16 protein-coding genes are annotated in these 16,829 nt (G+C 68.5%); 7 read left to right on the forward strand and 9 right to left on the reverse strand.

From position 1 onward, the window contains the following. Positions 1 to 113: 113 nt before the first annotated feature. Positions 114 to 941, forward strand: coding sequence for an isocitrate lyase/phosphoenolpyruvate mutase family protein (locus KXV01_RS05345; protein ID WP_049412942.1), 828 nt, complete (start codon positions 114 to 116; stop codon positions 939 to 941). Positions 942 to 974: 33 nt separating this feature from the next. On the opposite strand, the gene KXV01_RS05350 is transcribed toward KXV01_RS05345, so the two are convergent. Continuing rightward, positions 975 to 1,502 (reverse strand): hypothetical protein, encoded by a 528-nt coding sequence (locus KXV01_RS05350; RefSeq protein WP_049412944.1) that lies wholly within the window; start codon positions 1,500 to 1,502, stop codon positions 975 to 977. A 125-nt stretch (positions 1,503 to 1,627) separates the two neighbouring features. Here KXV01_RS05350 and KXV01_RS05355 point away from each other — a divergent pair, with 125 nt between their 5' ends. Both KXV01_RS05355 and KXV01_RS05360 read left to right on the forward strand, forming a co-directional pair. After that, positions 1,628 to 2,224: an NAD(P)H-dependent oxidoreductase gene (locus tag KXV01_RS05355; RefSeq protein WP_111096647.1), complete on the forward strand. Its 597-nt coding sequence runs from the start codon at positions 1,628 to 1,630 to the stop codon at positions 2,222 to 2,224. Positions 2,225 to 2,240: 16 nt separating this feature from the next. Further along, positions 2,241 to 2,834, forward strand: a complete 594-nt coding sequence (locus KXV01_RS05360) for a TetR/AcrR family transcriptional regulator (protein WP_100478830.1) — start codon at positions 2,241 to 2,243, stop codon at positions 2,832 to 2,834. A 13-nt stretch (positions 2,835 to 2,847) separates the two neighbouring features. Here KXV01_RS05360 and KXV01_RS05365 read toward each other — a convergent pair whose 3' ends face one another. Next, on the reverse strand, positions 2,848 to 3,630 hold the full coding sequence (locus KXV01_RS05365; RefSeq protein WP_100478829.1) for a D-alanyl-D-alanine carboxypeptidase family protein: 783 nt from the start codon (positions 3,628 to 3,630) through the stop codon (positions 2,848 to 2,850). Positions 3,631 to 3,763: 133 nt separating this feature from the next. Between KXV01_RS05365 and KXV01_RS05370 the strand changes: the two genes are divergently transcribed. Continuing rightward, positions 3,764 to 4,330 (forward strand): GIY-YIG nuclease family protein, encoded by a 567-nt coding sequence (locus tag KXV01_RS05370; RefSeq protein WP_111096648.1) that lies wholly within the window; start codon positions 3,764 to 3,766, stop codon positions 4,328 to 4,330. 7 nt (positions 4,331 to 4,337) lie between these two features. Here the strand turns inward: KXV01_RS05370 and KXV01_RS05375 are convergent, their stop codons facing one another. Beyond that, complete coding sequence (locus tag KXV01_RS05375; RefSeq protein WP_181452451.1) at positions 4,338 to 4,481, reverse strand: hypothetical protein; 144 nt, start codon at positions 4,479 to 4,481, stop codon at positions 4,338 to 4,340. 98 nt (positions 4,482 to 4,579) lie between these two features. Between KXV01_RS05375 and KXV01_RS05380 the strand changes: the two genes are divergently transcribed. Continuing rightward, on the forward strand, positions 4,580 to 5,491 hold the full coding sequence (locus KXV01_RS05380; RefSeq protein ID WP_100478827.1) for a LysR substrate-binding domain-containing protein: 912 nt from the start codon (positions 4,580 to 4,582) through the stop codon (positions 5,489 to 5,491). On the opposite strand, the gene KXV01_RS05385 is transcribed toward KXV01_RS05380, so the two are convergent. Next, positions 5,475 to 6,191, reverse strand: coding sequence for an ABC transporter substrate-binding protein (locus tag KXV01_RS05385; RefSeq protein WP_111096649.1), 717 nt, complete (start codon positions 6,189 to 6,191; stop codon positions 5,475 to 5,477). The two genes, KXV01_RS05380 and KXV01_RS05385, sit on opposite strands and share 17 nt — an antisense overlap. 82 nt (positions 6,192 to 6,273) lie before the next feature. Here KXV01_RS05385 and KXV01_RS05390 point away from each other — a divergent pair, with 82 nt between their 5' ends. Next, a complete protein-coding gene (locus tag KXV01_RS05390) occupies positions 6,274 to 6,645 on the forward strand; it encodes a VOC family protein (protein ID WP_049412954.1) in 372 nt (123 codons plus the stop codon). A gap of 65 nt (positions 6,646 to 6,710) precedes the next feature. On the opposite strand, the gene KXV01_RS05395 is transcribed toward KXV01_RS05390, so the two are convergent. Then, complete coding sequence (locus tag KXV01_RS05395) at positions 6,711 to 7,550, reverse strand: arylamine N-acetyltransferase (protein WP_049440936.1); 840 nt, start codon at positions 7,548 to 7,550, stop codon at positions 6,711 to 6,713. 203 nt (positions 7,551 to 7,753) lie between these two features. Between KXV01_RS05395 and KXV01_RS05400 the strand changes: the two genes are divergently transcribed. After that, complete coding sequence (locus KXV01_RS05400; RefSeq protein WP_111096650.1) at positions 7,754 to 10,291, forward strand: methyl-accepting chemotaxis protein; 2,538 nt, start codon at positions 7,754 to 7,756, stop codon at positions 10,289 to 10,291. 92 nt (positions 10,292 to 10,383) lie between these two features. Here KXV01_RS05400 and KXV01_RS05405 read toward each other — a convergent pair whose 3' ends face one another. The 4 genes from KXV01_RS05405 to cutA form a co-directional block, all read right to left on the reverse strand. Further along, positions 10,384 to 12,906, reverse strand: coding sequence for a sulfite reductase flavoprotein subunit alpha (locus KXV01_RS05405; RefSeq protein WP_099485515.1), 2,523 nt, complete (start codon positions 12,904 to 12,906; stop codon positions 10,384 to 10,386). Positions 12,907 to 13,548: 642 nt separating this feature from the next. Further along, the gene (locus tag KXV01_RS05410; protein ID WP_049411820.1) at positions 13,549 to 14,109 is read right to left on the reverse strand and encodes a TlpA disulfide reductase family protein; all 561 of its coding nucleotides are present in this window, start codon (positions 14,107 to 14,109) and stop codon (positions 13,549 to 13,551) included. After that, the gene (locus KXV01_RS05415; RefSeq protein WP_111096387.1) at positions 14,106 to 16,487 is read right to left on the reverse strand and encodes a protein-disulfide reductase DsbD domain-containing protein; all 2,382 of its coding nucleotides are present in this window, start codon (positions 16,485 to 16,487) and stop codon (positions 14,106 to 14,108) included. Before KXV01_RS05415 ends, KXV01_RS05410 begins: the two co-directional genes overlap by 4 nt. Then, positions 16,484 to 16,822, reverse strand: a complete 339-nt coding sequence (gene cutA, locus KXV01_RS05420; protein ID WP_005419675.1) for a divalent-cation tolerance protein CutA — start codon at positions 16,820 to 16,822, stop codon at positions 16,484 to 16,486. Before cutA ends, KXV01_RS05415 begins: the two co-directional genes overlap by 4 nt. Between the last annotated feature and the right edge of the window lie 7 nt (positions 16,823 to 16,829).

Genomic DNA, 16,829 nt, shown 5'->3' on the forward strand with positions numbered 1-16,829 from the left:
CGCCGGTGGCGTCCAATAAGCAGCCGGCATCACTTCATGCACGGCTGCCTTCGTCGCCTTGAGCGCGACCGAACGGCGGGCTAGGGTGCAGGTCTGCCGCCCCGGAGCCCGCCATGGCCTCGCCTGATGCCGACACCCTGCGCAAGCGCGCCAGCTTCCGCCAGCTGCATGCAGCAGGATGCTTCGTGCTGCCCAACCCGTGGGACGCCGGCAGTGCGCGCTATCTGCAACGGCAGGGGTTCCAGGCCCTGGCCACGACCAGTGCCGGCTGCGCCTGGAGTGAGGGGCGGCCGGACGGCGCGGTATCGCTGCAGGCCACGCTGGAGCACCTGCGACTGATGGCGGCGGCGACCCCGTTGCCATTGAATGCCGACTTCGGTGATGGCTTCGGCGCTACGCCACAGGCGGTGGAGGAGGCGGTGGCCGCGGCGCTCGATACCGGCATTGCGGCGTTGTCGATCGAGGACGCCAGCGGCCTGGCCGATGCACCACTGAGGCCCATCGACCAGGCGGTCGAGCGGTTGCGCGCGGCGCGTGCGGCCATCGACCGCGCGGGCGGCGACGTGCTGCTGGTCGGGCGAGCGGAGAATTTCTTCGTGGGCGTACCGGATATGCAGGACACCCTGCGGCGCCTGCGTGCCTACGCCGAGGCCGGTGCCGATGTGCTGTACGCACCGGGTATCAGTACGCCTGAGCAGATCAGTGCGGTGGTCGCCGCTGCGGGCTCGAAGCCAGTAAACCTGCTGGTCGGTGGACCCACAGCACTGAGCCTGCAGGACATCGCCGCACTTGGCGTTCGCCGGGTCAGCCTGGGCGGTGCGCTGGCGCGTGCCGCGTGGGGTGGACTGATGCAGGCGACCCAGCCGATCGTGCAGGACGGACGCTTCGATGGCCTGCAGCAGGCGGCGTCCGGGGCTGCCTTGAATGCGTTGTTCCAGTAGACCCGCGCCCTGCATGGCGGGAAGGGCCGGCAACTACAACGCCTCGATCTCCCGCTTGGGCAGGATCACGCCGGGTTCCAGCGCTGGCAGCAGTTGGCGAAGCAGGCGTGGATTGTCCTGCAGCCCCGTGCCGTCCAGATACGTCCACCCGGAACCGCCAATGCGGCGCACGGCCACCATGAACGTGGTGCTGCGCATCGGGGTTTCACGCACCCGTACCAGGGATTGGCGTGGCACGAAGCAGACTTCCTCCTCCCCGGCCGCATAGGTCCGGGTCGGCACACCGACGTCTTCGCTGATGACCACCACGCCGGTGCTGTGCTGCGTCTTCAACGCATCGCGGGTGATCGCCTGGAAGGCCTCATCGCCGCCGGCCAGCCGCTTGAGGCTGGGATGCGTGCGCTCGATGAGGAAGTCCGCATCGCCGCGGGCGTAGGCAGTCATCAGGGCGCGCACATCTTCGCGCAGGGCCTTCGCGTCACTGGGACTGAGGTCACCCGCGAAGGCGGATGGCAGCGACAGCAGCAGCGTCAGTATCGTCAGGGGCAGGCGTCGATCCATGTCCGGGTGTCCCACAGGGCATCGCTGCACTATACGTTGGACGCGAAAACAGCGTCCCACCGGTGGCGCTGCTTTCCCTGGAATCACTACTTACCATTGGTAAGTATTGATTCCTGGAGATCCACATGCACAGCCTCATTGTCATCGCCCACCCTGAGCCCGGTTCGCTGACCCACGCGATGGCGCGTCGCATCGGTGATGCCATTGTCGCGGCCGACGCCGGCAACACCGTGGCCTATGCCGACCTGATGGCCGAAGGCTTCGATCCGCGCTTCAACCCGCGGGACCAGGCGTTGTTCCGCAGCACCGGCGCGGTACCCGCCGATGTCGCCGCCGAACACGCGCGGCTGGATGCCACCGATACGCTGGTGCTGGTGTTCCCGTTGTACTGGTGGTCGTTCCCGGCACTGCTGAAAGGCTGGATCGACCGTGTGTTCACCAACGACTGGGCCTACGCACAGGATGCGCAGGGCAGGCTGGTGAAGAAGCTGCAGCGCCTGAATGTGCATCTGGTCGGCTTGGGCGGCGCCGATGCAGCCATGGTCGAACGTCGTGGCTACGACGCGGCGATGAGGACGCAGATCGACATGGGCATCTTCGACTATTGCGGCGCACGCGTGCTGTCGTCCGACCTGCTGTTGGACGCCGATACCGGTGCCGCTGAAGCGCATCTGCAGACCGCGCTGGCGATCGGCCGTAAAATCGGTGTTCCGATGCGCTGATCGCCGTGCTCCGCCGATGCCCGCCAACGCCACCCCCACGCGCCGCCGAATGACCCGGGAGCAACGCACCCGCCAGTTGCTGGATGTGGCCTGGGCACTGGTCCGCGGAGAAGGTACCGGCGCGTTGACGCTGGGGCGGCTGGCCGAGGCGGCGGGCGTGACCAAGCCTGTGGCCTACGATCACTTCGTGACCCGCAATGGCTTGCTGGCGGCACTCTACGATGACTATGACGGACGCCAGACCGTGGTCTTCCACGAGCGCATCGGCCGCGCCCGGGCGCAACTGGTCGATCGGGCGGCGGCCATCGCCTCCGGCTACATCGACTGCGTCCTCAGCCAGGGCAGTGAAGTGCAAGGCATCCTCGCCGCGCTGGTGGGGGCGCCGGAACTGTATGAGGTGCGGCGGCGCTACCAGCAGGATTTCATCGACAACTGCCAGGTCTGGCTGGGCCCGTTCGCCGCCGACGGCACGGTGTCGCTGGCGGGGCGCTGGGCCATCCTCGGTGCGGCTGAAGCCCTTTCAGAGGGCGTGGCTGCCGGCGCGCTGGACAAGGCCGGTGCCGTGGCCGAGCTGCAGCGGCTGATCGTGGCGACGGTCAAGCGGCGCTGAGCCGCACGAGCGGTCAGCCGCCGGCCAGGGCGGCGAATCCCGCGGCCAGCTGGTTGCGCACCAGTGCGTCGCGCGCGTCGCGGCTTGCAGAGCCCAGTACCACGGTGATCAGGCGTACCGGCTGGTCCCGCCCGGGCACTGCCCGGCACGCGGTGGCGGCCAGGCAGAAGCCTGCGGCCTGGGTGTAGCCGGTCTTCAAGCCGTCCACGCCGTCTTCGCCGAGCAGCGCGTTCTGGTTGCTGCGGTTGAAGCTGCCATGGGCGAACGCGCGCTGCGCGGTGATCGCCAGGATCTGCGGATGATCGTTCAGCAGGCGGGCGGCCAGCACCGCCATGTCGCGCGCGCTGGAGACGTGGTGCGGCGTGGTGATGCCGGACACGCTGGCAAACCAGGTGCTGCGCAGCCCGAGCTGGCGTGCGTGCCGGTTCATGCGCTCCAGGAATGCCGCCTGCGATCCGTCCAGGTGGCGCGCGATCGCCAATGCAGCGTCATTGCCGGAAACCACCATCAACCCTTCCAGCAGGCGTGCCAGGGTGATTGTCTCGCCGGGCACCAGGCCCATGCGCGTTTCATCATCGGCCACGGCATGCACATCGTCGGCGGCGATGGTGACCGGGTCGTCCCACGTGCGTCCGTTCTCTTCGACGCACGCATAGGCGGCGTAGGCGGTCATCAGCTTGGTCAGCGATGCCGGTTGCCGCGCGGTTTCAGCGTTGTGCTGGTGGATCACCGCGGAGGTCGCCGCTTCCAGGGTGATGGACGAAATCGGTAGGGGGGCGGGCGCAGCAGACGGCATGGCGGGCGGAGATGGCAGCGACAGTCAGCAAGAATAGTTGGTGCCGGCTGCACGAAGCCGCACTGCCGGAGCGCTGCAGCGTGCACGGTAGCGCCCGGTTGCGCCCGGGCTGAGGTGGAGGCAGCCTGCGCCCATGCAATCGGATATCCGCATCGACGGTCGTGTTTTCACCTACGTCTTCCCTTGTGCGTGGGAGGACTACGCGAAGATCGGCTTCTCACGTGATCCGCTCGGACGCATCAGCGCATTGCACCGGCGCTGGTTTGAATTCTTCGACCTCGATGCCGGTGCGCTGGTGGAAGCAGAGAGCGAGCGCGATGCACGTGATCTGGAGCTGCAGCTGCGTTCGCCGTTCAAGGCGCACCGCGCACCGGCACCGATGACGGTCCAGGACAAGGCCGGAGGCCACACCGAGTGGGTACGTGGTGCCAACCAGGCGTTGTCGCTCGCGGTTGATGCGTTGGGCGAACAGGGCTATCGCTGTTACCCGCTGAAGGCATGGCTGCAGGCTGCGCTGCGCCTGCGCATGGACCGGCTGCACGACTGGGTGGCGGTGCAGCTTCCGGAAGAGGATGGCCTGCGCATGCCCGGTGGCCCCGGCGAGCGCGTGCTGCGTGACACTCTCGACGGTTGCCGGGCGCTGGATATCGACCCAATGCCATGGCTGCCTGAACACGTCCAGCGCTGGTACGCAGGTTGAGCCGCGTTCAACGGGTCCCCGGCTGCTGAAGCGGCGTGGCCGGTCGCGCCGCGCACGCAGGGGAGGCGGTGGACGGGCTGGCCAGCTCGCGTGCCAGCTCGGCGTTGGCCACATGACCGTGCAGGAACAACAGGCTGCCGAAGATGTTCATGAGCGTCCCTCCACTTGAGTGGATTGCACGATACGGGCAGCATGGGCGGGCAAAAAGCGACATTTCCGCAAGCATGCCTTGAGAGGAATTCAAGCCTGATGTCCCGTCCACCCCTTCATGCCCTGCAGGGTTTCGTGGCCGCCGCGCGGCTGGGCAACCTGTCACGGGCAGCGGCGTCGATGAACCTGACCGTCAGTGCGCTCAGCCATCAGATGCGCCAGTTGGAAGAGCGGCTCGGGCAGCCACTGCTGGTCCGCCAACCGCGTGGCGTCGCCCTCACCCTGGAGGGGCAGCGCCTGCTCGACCAGGTCGGCCCGCATCTGGATGCGATCAACGAAGCCTTCCAGCCCTATGCGGCCCGCGCCGAGCACGTGCTGACGATCAGTGCGGTGCCGTCGATGGCGTCGGCATGGCTGGTGCCGCGCCTGGGTCATTTCGTGGCTGAGCACCCACAGATCGAGATCAACCTGCAGTCGAGCGAGCGCCTGATTGATTTCGAGCGGCAGCGCCAGTTCGACGCCGCGCTGCGGCTGGGCAGCGGGCAGTGGCCGGGCCTGGTGGTTGAGCCGCTGTTCGACGAGTGGCTGCTGCCGATGGCCAGCCCGGCGCTGATCGAACGCATGGGAGGGATCGACCGGGTGCCACTGAACCAGTGGCCGCTGCTGGGGGACCCCGATGGTGCGTGGGGTGCCTGGTTCGCGTTGAGCGGGCAGACCCCGCCGTCGCGCTTCGTAGCGGTGCTGGATGATTCGGAGGCACACCATCGTGCGGCGCTGGACGGGGTGGGCGTGGCGCTGGGGCGGGTGACGCGGGCGCGCTTGTTGCTGGAGTCCGGCCAACTGGTTGCGCTGTCCAACCTGCGCCTGAAAACCGCCTGGCCGCATTGGCTGGTCTACCCGCAGCGATCGGCCCGCCACCGCGGCTTTCTCGCCTTCCGCGACTGGCTGCACGCGCAGGCTGCCGAACACGTGCGGCACATGGCGGACGCTACACTCATCGCACCAGCGTGACCGTCTGCCCGCCACGCGCGAACGCCTCCTCCAGCAGCGAGCCGGCCTTGATCGCCTCCACTTCCTCGAACAGCGCCTGCAGCGCGTCGGCGGGGCGCGACGCCGGCGCCGCCACCGCCTGCTGGATCGCGGTGAAACGGTCGGCCAGCACGCGGTGGCCGGGATGCGCCCGCGCCCATGCCTGCAGCGGCTGGCGCACGCCGGCGGCGGCATCCAGGCGCTGCAGGTCGAACAGGGTGATGGCCGCCGCCGACGTCTCAGCCCGCTCGATCATCGCGTGGCGCAGTTCACGGCTGAGAAACAGGTCGTAGGCTGCACCGCGGCCCACCGCGATGCGCAGCCCCTCGCGGTCGAGGTCGTTCACCTGCTGCGCAGGACTATCCTCGCGCACCAGATAGGTGCCTTCGATCTCCACGTACGGAGCACTGAAGGCGATGCAGTCGGCGCGTGCCGGATCGATGGCCAGGAAGGCCAGATCCCAGCCGTCTTCGCCTGCCGCAGCGACCACCGAGGCCGCGGCATCGTGACAGGTGAAGCGTGCCTGCACACCCAGGCGCTGCGCCAATGTCGTGGCCAGCTCCACCGACGGTCCGCGCGGTGAGTGCGCATCGCCGTGCGCCAGCACCGGGTTGCCCAGGTTGATCGCCACGCGCAAGAAACCATGCGGTGCCAGCGTACGTCGATGGTCGGCCAGGGACATGCAGGACTCCGCGAGGAAAGGGGCACCCAGCATGCCAGCGCTGCCCTGCAAGGGGGTGTCAGTATCCGGTTATCCTGCGCGCATGAATCCGATCCTGCACGTCGAGATACCGGTCCGTGACCTGGCCCGGGCCATCGCGTTCTACCAGCAATGGCTGCAGGTGGCGGTGGGCGAACCCATCGTGCTGCACGACTGCCGGATGGCCTACCTGCCGTTTTCCGATCCGGCCGCCGGTGCCAGTGTGGCGCTGGTGCACGGCGCGGACTACCGGCCCTCCGAGCAGGGTGCGCGTATCTACATCGGCGTCGATGACCTGGAGGTAAGCCTGGAGCGTGCACTGCGCGCGGGAGCTGCGTTGCGCTTCGGGCCGGCCGACGCGGGCGACTGGCGCGTGGCCGAGATCTGCGACAGTGAAGGCAACCGGATTGCGTTGCAGGCGCGCGCGGTTGCGTAGAGCCGAGCCCATGCTCGGCTGCTGTTGACCCAGCAGCCCAAGCTCAGCCGAGCATGGGCTCGGCGCTACAAGGTCGCGGCGCGTGAGCGCTGCAGCCAGTCATTGATCGCCGGGTCAAGCCGCGGGTCTTCGGGCAACCGCATGCCGAAGCGTTGCTGCAGTACCTCGCGCACGTCGGCAACATCGTGCAGCGGACGCTTGTCCGGTACCTGGCCGGGGCGGTACTCGGTGTAGTTGCCGCTGCCGATGGTGCGTCGCCAGTCCGGCCCGGTCAGCGACGCGCGCAGTTGGCCAGGGAAGCTGGAGTCGGGATGGGTGCACACGTACCAGTTGCCCACCACGTTGTCGATCGGTGCGGGCACGTGCAGGTCGAAACGGTACATCGATCGCCAGCCGTCGCCGGATTCGGCGGACAGCACGAAATCCCCGTCAACGGCCAGGCGCTGCAGCAGGTACCGCTCGTGTGGCGTGGCCTGCGGCTGCGGATCATCCAGGCGCAGGGGTATGGTCGGGGTCAGGCTGCCGAAACCTGCATCCACCAGCCAGTCATCGCCCTCCACCTGCACGCGCAGCAGCAGATGGGTACGTGCGGTCAGTTCGCCGTCCTGGGCGGCCAGCAGCACGCGGGCGCTCAACGGCTGCGCATCGAAGCCCAACGCCTGCAGCAGCGCCAGCAGGCCGCCATTGAGTTCGAAGCAGTACCCGCCACGGCGCTCGTCCAGCAGCTTGCGCTGCACGCTGTCCAGGTCGATCGGCACCGCATCGCGCAGCAGGCAGCTGAGGGTCTCGAACGGCAGCACTGCGTTGTGTCGCTGCTGCAGCAGGGTCAGGCCGGCCAGGGTCAGCGGTGGCGGTGCATCCAGCTGCAGGCGCTGCAGGTAGCGGGGGACATCGAGGGTGGTCATGGAGGCACCGGAAGGGGGAGGCGCGTCCACTGTGCTCCCCCAACCGGGGTTGAGGTCAAGGGCGATGGTCGTGTCACGCCAGCGTCGCCTGCACCCGGTACAAAGGCCGCGTCCGCCAGTCATCGCTGGGCCAGGACGACGAATGCTCTAAAGTTGCCTTGAATCCGGCCGATACAGGTGCGTCCTTCTGCCTGGAGTCTGTCATGTCGGCCGTTGTCCTCCACCTCCGGTCCCTGCGCACGCGGCTTGCGGCGCTGCGCCCGGCGTCCTCCGGCCTGCTGCCGTGGCTGCAACCGCATCGGCTGAGCGTAGCCAACAAGCTCAAGGCGACCTTGTGGGTCTGTGGCTTGGGACTGGTCGCAATCGCCGCCGTCTATGCCTGGACCGGGCATGCCAACACGCAGGCTGCGCGCAGCCAGGCCAGCTACCAGCGCGGCAGTGATCTGGCCGCGCGCCTGGCCACGCGGGTGGCCGAAGCGCGCCGCCTGCAGATCCAGTATGCACGCAGTTTCGACGATGCCGATCGCGACCAGCTGCTGGCCGTGCAGGAAGCGCTGCAGAGCGACCTGCAGGTGCTGCGCGCGATGCCGATGGATGCCGGCCGGCGCAAGGCCCTGCAAGCGCTGACCGAAGCTGCAGGCGCGTTCTCGCAGGGTGTGGCTGCCCTGTTCGAACGGGTCGACGAGATGGGCCGTGGTGAGGCCGGCCTCGCCGCGCAGCTGCAACAGGCTGCAGACACGCTGCAGGGGCAGGTGGATGCGCAGCAGCGGGATGCGCTGGCGTTGTCCCTGCAGAAGATGCGTCGGCAGGAGGCGCTGCTGCTGCTCGACGGTGACTCCACCCACGCCGACCGCGCCAGCGAAGAAAAGCTGCCGTTCGATCTCGCGCTGGCGGGCCTGCCCGCGGATGCGCAGGACACCCTGCGCACCGGAATGGAGGCGTATCAGGCCGCGTTGCTTGGGTATACCGCTGCCCGTGTCGGCCTGGATGTGGAAGCGCAGTCGCTGCTGGATGCCGCTGCGGGTGTAGCGCCTGCGCTGGCCGCATTCCAGCAGGCACAGGTCGCGGCACTGGCCCGTGCCCAGGCCCGCCAGCAGGCTGGTGCGCGCACCATGAGCGTGCTGTTTGCATTGACCGTGCTGCTGGTCGCCGGTGTGCTGATCACCAGCCTCGTGCTGGTGCTGCGTGCAGTGCGCCAGCCGATCCATGACACCCTGCGCTTCGCCAGCGACATCGCTGACGACCGCCTGGACACCACCCTGCGCGTCTACAACGCCAACGACGAGATCGGCCAGCTGGCCCAGCGCCTGGTCGACATGCAGCAGCGCCTGCGCGCGCGTATCGAGACCGAGCGTGCCGTGGCGCGCGGCAACACCCGGGTGCGCCAGGCATTGGACAGTGCGCAGACCGGTTTGATGGTGATCGATGCAGAAGGCCTGGTGGCGTACGCCAATCCGGCGCTGCTGGAGCAGCTGGACCTCCGGGACCAGGATCTGGTGGGCAGCGACGCGGTACGCCTGCATCCGGCGTTGGTCAGCCTGGCCGGCGTGCGCCAGCGCGAAGAGCGCGAGATCGGCCATGCCGGCACGCGCTACCAGCTGATTGCCAACCCCGTCATCGACGAAGGGCAATTCCTCGGCGTAGCGGTGGAATGGCGTAGTCGTGCGTTGGAGACCCTGCTGGAAACCGAGGTCGCTGCCCTGGTCGATGCTGCAGCACACGGCGACCTGCACGGTCGCATCACGCTGGACGGCAAGCAGGGCTTCGTGCGCACGTTGTCGACCAGCATCAACCGCCTGCTGGCGACGTTTGAAACCAACCTCGGCGACCTGCAGGCATTGCTGGCCGCGCTGGCCCGTGGTGACCTCAGCGTGCGCATGGAGGGTGAGCTGCAGGGCGTGTTCGCGCGCATGCGCGATGATGCCAACGCGACGGTCGCGCAGCTGGGCCGCATCGTCACCCGCATCCAGCACGCCACCTCCCGTCTCGATAGCGGCGTTGGCGAGATCGTTGCCGGTCATCAAGATCTGTCACAGCGCACCGAGCAGCAGGCCGCCAACCTGGAAGAGACCGCCGCTTCCATGCACGAACTGACCGATACGGTCGGTCGCAATGCTGATGCCGCAGGCCGTGCCGACGCGCTGGTCAAGGGTGCGGCTGCGGTGGCGCAGCGCGGTGGCGAGGCCGTCGGCCAGGTGGTGGCGACCATGCAGCGCATCAGCGAGGCGTCGCGGCGGATCGGCGACATTACCCAGCTGATCGACGGCATCGCCTTCCAGACCAACATCCTCGCGCTGAATGCTGCGGTGGAAGCGGCGCGTGCCGGTGAGCAGGGCCGCAGTTTCGCCGTGGTGGCCGCGGAAGTGCGCCTGCTTGCACAACGCAGCGCAGAGGCGGCCAAGCAGATCAAGGGCCTGATCGAGGATTCGGTGGCGCGTGTGGGACAGGGCAACCAGCAGGCCGAACAGGCCGGCACCACGATGGGCGAGATCGTCGGCAGCGTGCAGCAGCTGGCCGACCTGCTGGCGGGTATCCGCAGTGCGTCGCAGGACCAGCATGCCGGCATCGCACAGGTGAACCAGACCATCGTGCAGATGGAAGCCAGCACCCAACGCAACGCCAGCCTGGTGGAAGAGGCCGGTGCCTCCACGGCGCAGATGCAGGTCCAGGTGCGTGCCCTGGCTGAAGCGGTGGGCGCGTTCCGGTTGCAGTCGACACCTCAGGCGCGCGCGGCGGCCTAGTCAGCCGAGCGTGGGCTCGGCGCTGCATCGGCTGCACGAACACTGTAGAGCCGAGCCCATGCTCGGCTCACACCAGCGTTCGGCGGCAGGAATCAATACACGTCGCGGCGGTAGCGCCCGTTCTCCAGCAGCGTTTCCACCGCTTCATCACCCAGCGCGGTTCGCAGCACCTGGTCCACGCCTTCGGCCATGCCCTGCAACGAGCCACAGACATGGATCACCGCACCGCGCTGCATCCAGTCGCGCAGTGTTCCGGTGGCCGCCTGCAGGCGATCCTGCACATAACCGCCGTCACCATCGCGCGAGAACGCCAGGTCCACCCGCGCGAGATGGCCATCGGCCTGCCACGCTTCGATCTCGTCGGCGAACAGGAAATCGTGCGCACGCTGGCGTTCACCGAACAACAGCCAGTGTCCGTGCTCGCCTGCACGGGCGGCTTCGCGCAACAGGCTGCGCAGCCCGGCGATGCCGGTGCCGTTGCCGATCAGCACCATCGGCGCGCCAATGACGCGATGGAAACCGGGGTTGCGATGCACGCGGGCGACGATGCCGGCATCGATCGGCGCATGCAACGACAGCCAGCCCGAGCCCAACCCGGCGCGACCGGCGGTGTCATGCACCAGCCGCACCACCAGCTCCACCACGCCATCATCCGTGCAGGAGGCGATCGAATACTCGCGGCTGGGCAGCAGCGGCAGCCCGGCCAGCCACAGGCAGGCATCCTGCACCGCCAGCGCAGCATCGGCCTCGGGCAGCTCGCGTTCACTGGCCAGCGCCAGCAGCGTGCGCGGATGGCCATCGACCAGCAGTGGCTGCAGCGGATCCAGCCCATGCGCCTTCAACACGGCACCGGCATGCTGCGCATTGTGGCGGGGCGCGATGTGCAGGATGTCACCCGCCTGCCACTGCACGTCGGCCGGTGCGGCAAGACGGATACGCCAGATGGCTCCGCCCACGCTGCCCGGGTTGAGGCGGTCGCGGCCGAGCAGGCGCCACGCATGCATCTGCGTAGCCGCAGGCAGCACGCTGTCATCGGTGACGATGCCGGTGAGCGTACCCAGCTGCTGCTGCCATTGGCGCAGTGCCGGCACCGAAGCGGCGTCGACATCGATACGCTCGAACAGCGGGCGCGCGCCGTTGCCGATCAGCCAGCCATCGAACTGGCGGCCGAAGCCGCAGTAATGCGGGTACTGGCGGTCGCCCAGCGCGAGCAGGCCGAACTGCAGGCGCGACAGGTCCAGCGCTTGTGCCAGCAACTGCCGCGCTGCGCGCCGGGCGGCGTCGGGCGGCTCGCCGTCGCCGAAGGTGCTCAGCACGAACAGCGCGCTCGATGCACGCAGCAGGAGCGCGGCATCGATGCGCGCCAGCGGCAGCACCTGCACCGCATGGCCGGCCGCCTGCAGCTGTGCCGCCGCGCGCCACGCCAGCTGTTCGCCCAGTCCGCTCTGGCTGGCATGCACCACCAGCCACGCGGCGTTGCCGGCATCGCTGGCCGGCATCGGCAGCGCCTGGCGCAGCCCTCGCGCCGCACGCTGGCTGCGGCGGCGGTCCAGGTACAGCATCCAGCCGGTGATGAAGAACAGGCTCATGCCCAGGCTGCTGAGCATCACCACCACGCGCCCGGGCACACCGAAGTAGCTGCCCGAATGCAGCGCGAACACACTGGTGGCCAACTGTCCGCCCGCGCCCTGGCGTGCGTACGGACGGGCATCCAGAACGGCACCGCTGGCCGGATCGAGCTGCAGCAGGTCGTGCGCACGATCATGGTGGCCGCCGCGCTGCGACGGATCACCGGCCATCACCCGAACATTCAGTGCCTGCCCGGGCTTCTCCGGCAGGCGTAGGTCAATGAAGCCGGCGCGCACGCCCGGCAGCGCGTACAGCGTGGCTTCAATGCGGTGCAGGTCCAGCGACGCATCGGTGGCAACCTGGTGCTTGGCCGCCGGTGGGACGCCCAGCAGCGTGCTGGCCGCGCTGCGATACCAGTCGAACGACCACCACAGGCCGGTCAGCGCACTCATCAGGTAGATCAGCAGCACCCAGGTGCCGACGACCGAGTGCAGGCTCCACAGGAAGCCGCGTCCGCTGCGTTTCCACTCCACTGCCAGCCAGCTGCGCCAGTGCCACCAGCGTCGTGGCCAGCGCAGGTAGAGCCCGGACAGGGTGAAGAACAGCAGGGCGATGGCACAGCTGCCGGTGATCCACTTGCCGCGTTCGCCCGCGGCAAGGTGGCGATGCAGGTCCTCGACGAAGTCGAAGAACGCCTGGCCGCGCAGGGCGCTGAAGCGCTCACCGCTGTACGGGTCGAAGTACACCCAGTGTTCCCTGCCCCCGGCAAAGCGCGCGACCGACGGCCGCTGTCCGGTGGCATCGATACGCAGGCGTTGCAGGGGGCGTTCGCTGCCGGCCTGCAGCAGCGGCACCAGCTCACTGAGTGCAAGGGGAGGCTGTCCGTCGGCATGGTGCTCGGCGATCTCGGCGAAGCCGGGATTGGCGGCGCGCAGCAGTTCGTCCTCGAAGGACAGCGTGGCGCCACTGAGGCCCATCACGGCCAGGACGGCACCTGCGGTGATGCCCAGCAGCCAGTGCAGTTGGAACAGGACGTTCTTGAACATCGAAGAAGGAGGGCCCGGGAGGCTGCCGCCCGCATCCTGCGCAACAGCAAATGAGAATTAGTCGCGTAATTCTCCGTGGCGCCCCGGCTGCGGTCAAGCTGGAGGTACCGGCCGGGCGGCACCCGGCACCCGCGGTAGTGCCGGCCGCTGGCCGGCAACCTTAGAAGCAACAGCCGAAGCAACAGCGGGTTTCCTGTGAGGAGGCGGGGTGGGTCCGGTTGCGGGGGACGGCGCAAGTACGTCCCTGTAGCCTTGGTCACGGCATCCATGCCGCGGACACCCCCTCAACCGGACCCACCCCGCCTTCGACAGTTTCCTGCGATCTGTCGGAACGGCGTTCTGCTTTGGTGGGTGCCGACCGTTGGTCGGCACGGGGTCTGATTCCGTTCTGAATATCGATATCTGACAGATGTGTCGACCAAGGTCGACACCTACCAACAGCCGCGAACTGTCAGAGGTGGGGCGGTGTCGGAGTGCGGGGTGTCAGCCGCATGGATGCGGCTGCCAAGCTTACAGCGACGTACTTGCAGCGTCCCCGCACTCCGACACCGCCCCGCCAACCCACGGAATGCCCGCTTTGGCTTTGGCTGTTGCCGTTGCATTGAGCAGGGTGCAGGGCTGCAAGCCCTGCAAAAAACACCCTCACTTCGCCCAGCCGTCGATCTCGCCGTGGGCAAACGGCCCCAGCTTCGCCTTCACCAGCCGTCCCTGTGCATCGAACAACACGCTGTAGGGCAGCAGCCCCTGCGTATTGCCCAGCTGTACGCTGGCATCGCGTGGCCCTGGCGTCTCGACCACGATCGGATAATCCACCGGTATCCGCTGCAGGAATCCGCGCACACCGTCCGCGGTGTCCAATGCCAGGCCCAGTACCTGCACGCCGTTGTCGCCCTGGGTGGCGGCGAAGCGCGCCAGTTCGGGCATCTCTTCCACGCAGGGCGCGCACCAGCTGGCCCAGACATTGATCAACAGTGGGCGACCGGCAGCGTGCTGGCGCAGGTCCAAGGGCCGGCCTTCAAGATCGGGCAGCGACAACGCGGGCAGGCTGTCGCCGACCTGCAGGGCGGGTGCCGCCGCCACAACAGACGCGCCTGGCATGGCCTCACGCGCAGTCGGCGCCGGTGCCAATCGATGCCCGGCCCACAGGCCGAGGCCGGCGGCCAGCACCGCTGTCCACAGCAGCGCTGGCCGTTGCCACTTCATCGTGCGGTGCGCAGCAGCGCTTCCTCGACCACCGCCTGGGTCAGCAGGGTCGGCAGCACGGTCGGCGGCGCGCCGGGGCCGTACACCACGTACAGCGGTACGCCCACCGCCTTGTGCTCTTCCAGGAACGTGGTGATCTGCGGGTCGACGTTGGTGTAGTCACCGCGCATGTACACCGCATTGGTGCGCTTGAGCAGTTCCTTGAACTCCGGCCGTGACAGCACCGCACGTTCGTTGGCCTTGCAGCTCACGCACCAGTCGGCGGTCATGTTGACGAACACCACGCGGTTGTCGGCGCGCAGGCGGTCCAGCAGCTGCGGCGAATACTCGACCACGTTGTCGCTGGCGGCCTGTGCGGCCCTCGCCGGCGGTGCCAGCTGGGTCACGCCCCAGGCCGGAACCAGCGCACCGATCGCCAGCAGCACGCCGAGCAGGGTCACCGCACGCGAGCCGGTCCAGCGGTTGCGTTCAAACAGCCACAGGCCGAACGCGAACAGCAGCAGGCCACCCAGCACCAGCGCCATGCCGTCCACGCCGCGCTGCTTGCCCAGCACCCACAGCAGCCACAGCGCAGTGGCGTACATCGGGAAGGCCAGCACGTGCTTGAGCGTTTCCATCCACGGGCCGGGCTTGGGCAGGCGGCGGGCCAGCGCTGGCACGAAGCCGATCAGCAGGAACGGCAGCGCCAGGCCCAGGCCGAGGAACAGGAACACGGTCATCGCCTTCAGCGGCGGGGCAATGAAGGCGTAGGCGATCGCACCGCCCATGAACGGGCCGACGCAGGCACTGCCGACCACGCAGGCCAGCGCACCGGTGAAGAAGTCACCGGCCGGGCCGCTGCGGCTGGCCAGCGACTGGCCAAGGTTGCCGATGCCGCCGCCGAGGGTGAACACGCCGGACAGGCTCAGGCCCACCGCGAACATGATGTAGGCCAGTGCCGCCACCACGCCCGGGTGCTGCAGCTGGAAGCCGATGCCGACGGCGTTGCCGATCGCACGCAGGCCCACCATCAGCGCGCCGATCCCCGCGAAGGCGACCAGCACGCCCAGCGTGTACCAGAGGGCATGACTGCGCGCCCGCTCGGGGCTCTCGCCACTCTGCGCCAGGCTCAGCACCTTCAGCGACAGGATCGGCAGCACGCAGGGCATCAGGTTCAGTACCAGGCCACCGGCCAGCGCCAGCAGCAGCACCCAGACGAACGAACGGTCCGGGTTCGGGGTGGTCGCCGGCGGACGCGTGCGCAGCGCATTGTCACCACGCGCGTCGGTGGCGAACTCGTTGCCTGCGCCCTGGCCGCCCGTGGCGGCGGGAGTGGCGTTGCCGTCGTTGGGTACGGTCGGCAGCAGGCGCAGCGGTAGGCCACTGGCGGATTCACGCGGCGCACCGGCAGCGCGCAGCGCATTGACGGGTTCCTCGTGCACTGGCGCCTGGCCGGTGCCGGCGTTGAGCTTGCCGGCCGGAATCGACAGCTTCACCCGACGGGTCATCGGCGGGTAGCAGATACCATCGGTCTGGCAGCCCTGGAAGGTCACCACCAGGGTGCTGTCGACCGCATCAGTGACGGTGCGGCGCAGCGGCAGCGGCACTTCCACCTGGTTGAAGTACACCGAGACATCGCCGAAGTGCTCGTCGCGATGCGACTGCGCGGCCGGCCAGCGCGGCTTGTCGGCGAGCACGCCGGCGCTGCCTTCCAGCTTCAGCGAAGTGCGGTCGCGGTACAGGTAGTAGCCGGGTGCCGGGCTGAAGCGCAGCAGCAGGGTGTTGCCGTCGCTGGCGATGGCATCGAAGCCGAACGCCTGTTCCGACGGCAGCGGCAGCGCCTGGCTGTTGTTGGCCGCGCCCGGCAGGCGCAGGCCACCGCTGTTGCCGGCACCGGCCAGCGGGTTGTTGAACGGGCTGGCCGCACCGCTGCGCGCGGGAGGCGCAGTGGACGCCACAGCCCCGCCGGGCAGCGTGACCTGCACCACGCGCTTCTGCGGCGGGTAGCAGACGCCGGCATCGGCGCAGCCCTGGTAGCGTACTTCCAGGCTGATGGTGCCGGCGGCGTCCGTCGGCGTGCCGGGCAGGGTGGCCTGCAGGCGCTCCCGATAGGTTTCGACTTCGCCGAAGAAATCATCGTGGTGCCTGTCACCCTTGGGCATCTGCAGCGCGCCGGCATTGAAGGCCGGATCCGCCTTGACGCTGGTGCGGTGGCGATACAGGTAGTAGCCCGGTGCGATCTTGAACTGCAGTTGCACCTGGCCCCGTTCGGGGGCGATGGCGGTCAGCGCGAACGCCTGGTCCACCGGCAGCAGGTCCTTCTCATCCAGGGCCAAGGCGGGCAGCGAGAGCCACAACAGGGCGCACAAGGCGGCGCCACGCGCAAACAGAGTCTTCAATCAGTGTCCTCCCGGGTCTGTGCCCGGATCCAGTCCAGATACGCCGGCAGGCCGGCCCGGGTTTCGACCGCGATGCACTCCGGGAGTTCATACGGATGCAGTTCGACGATCCGGGCGATTGCATCATCGACGCGGCTCGCGGTGGTCTTTACCAGCAACTGCAGCTCGGCATCGGTGGTCACCTCGCCCTGCCAGCGGTAGGTGGACTGCGCGCCATCGAGGCGGGTCACGCACGCGGCCAGGCGCTCGCCGACCAGCGCGTGCGCGATGCGCTCGGCACTGGCCCGGTCCGGGCAGGTGGTCAACAGCAGCAGGACGGGATCGACGGTCGGCATGACCGTC

The organism is Stenotrophomonas sp. Ps181 (assembly GCF_025697425.1).
GTDB lineage: Bacteria > Pseudomonadota > Gammaproteobacteria > Xanthomonadales > Xanthomonadaceae > Stenotrophomonas > Stenotrophomonas sepilia.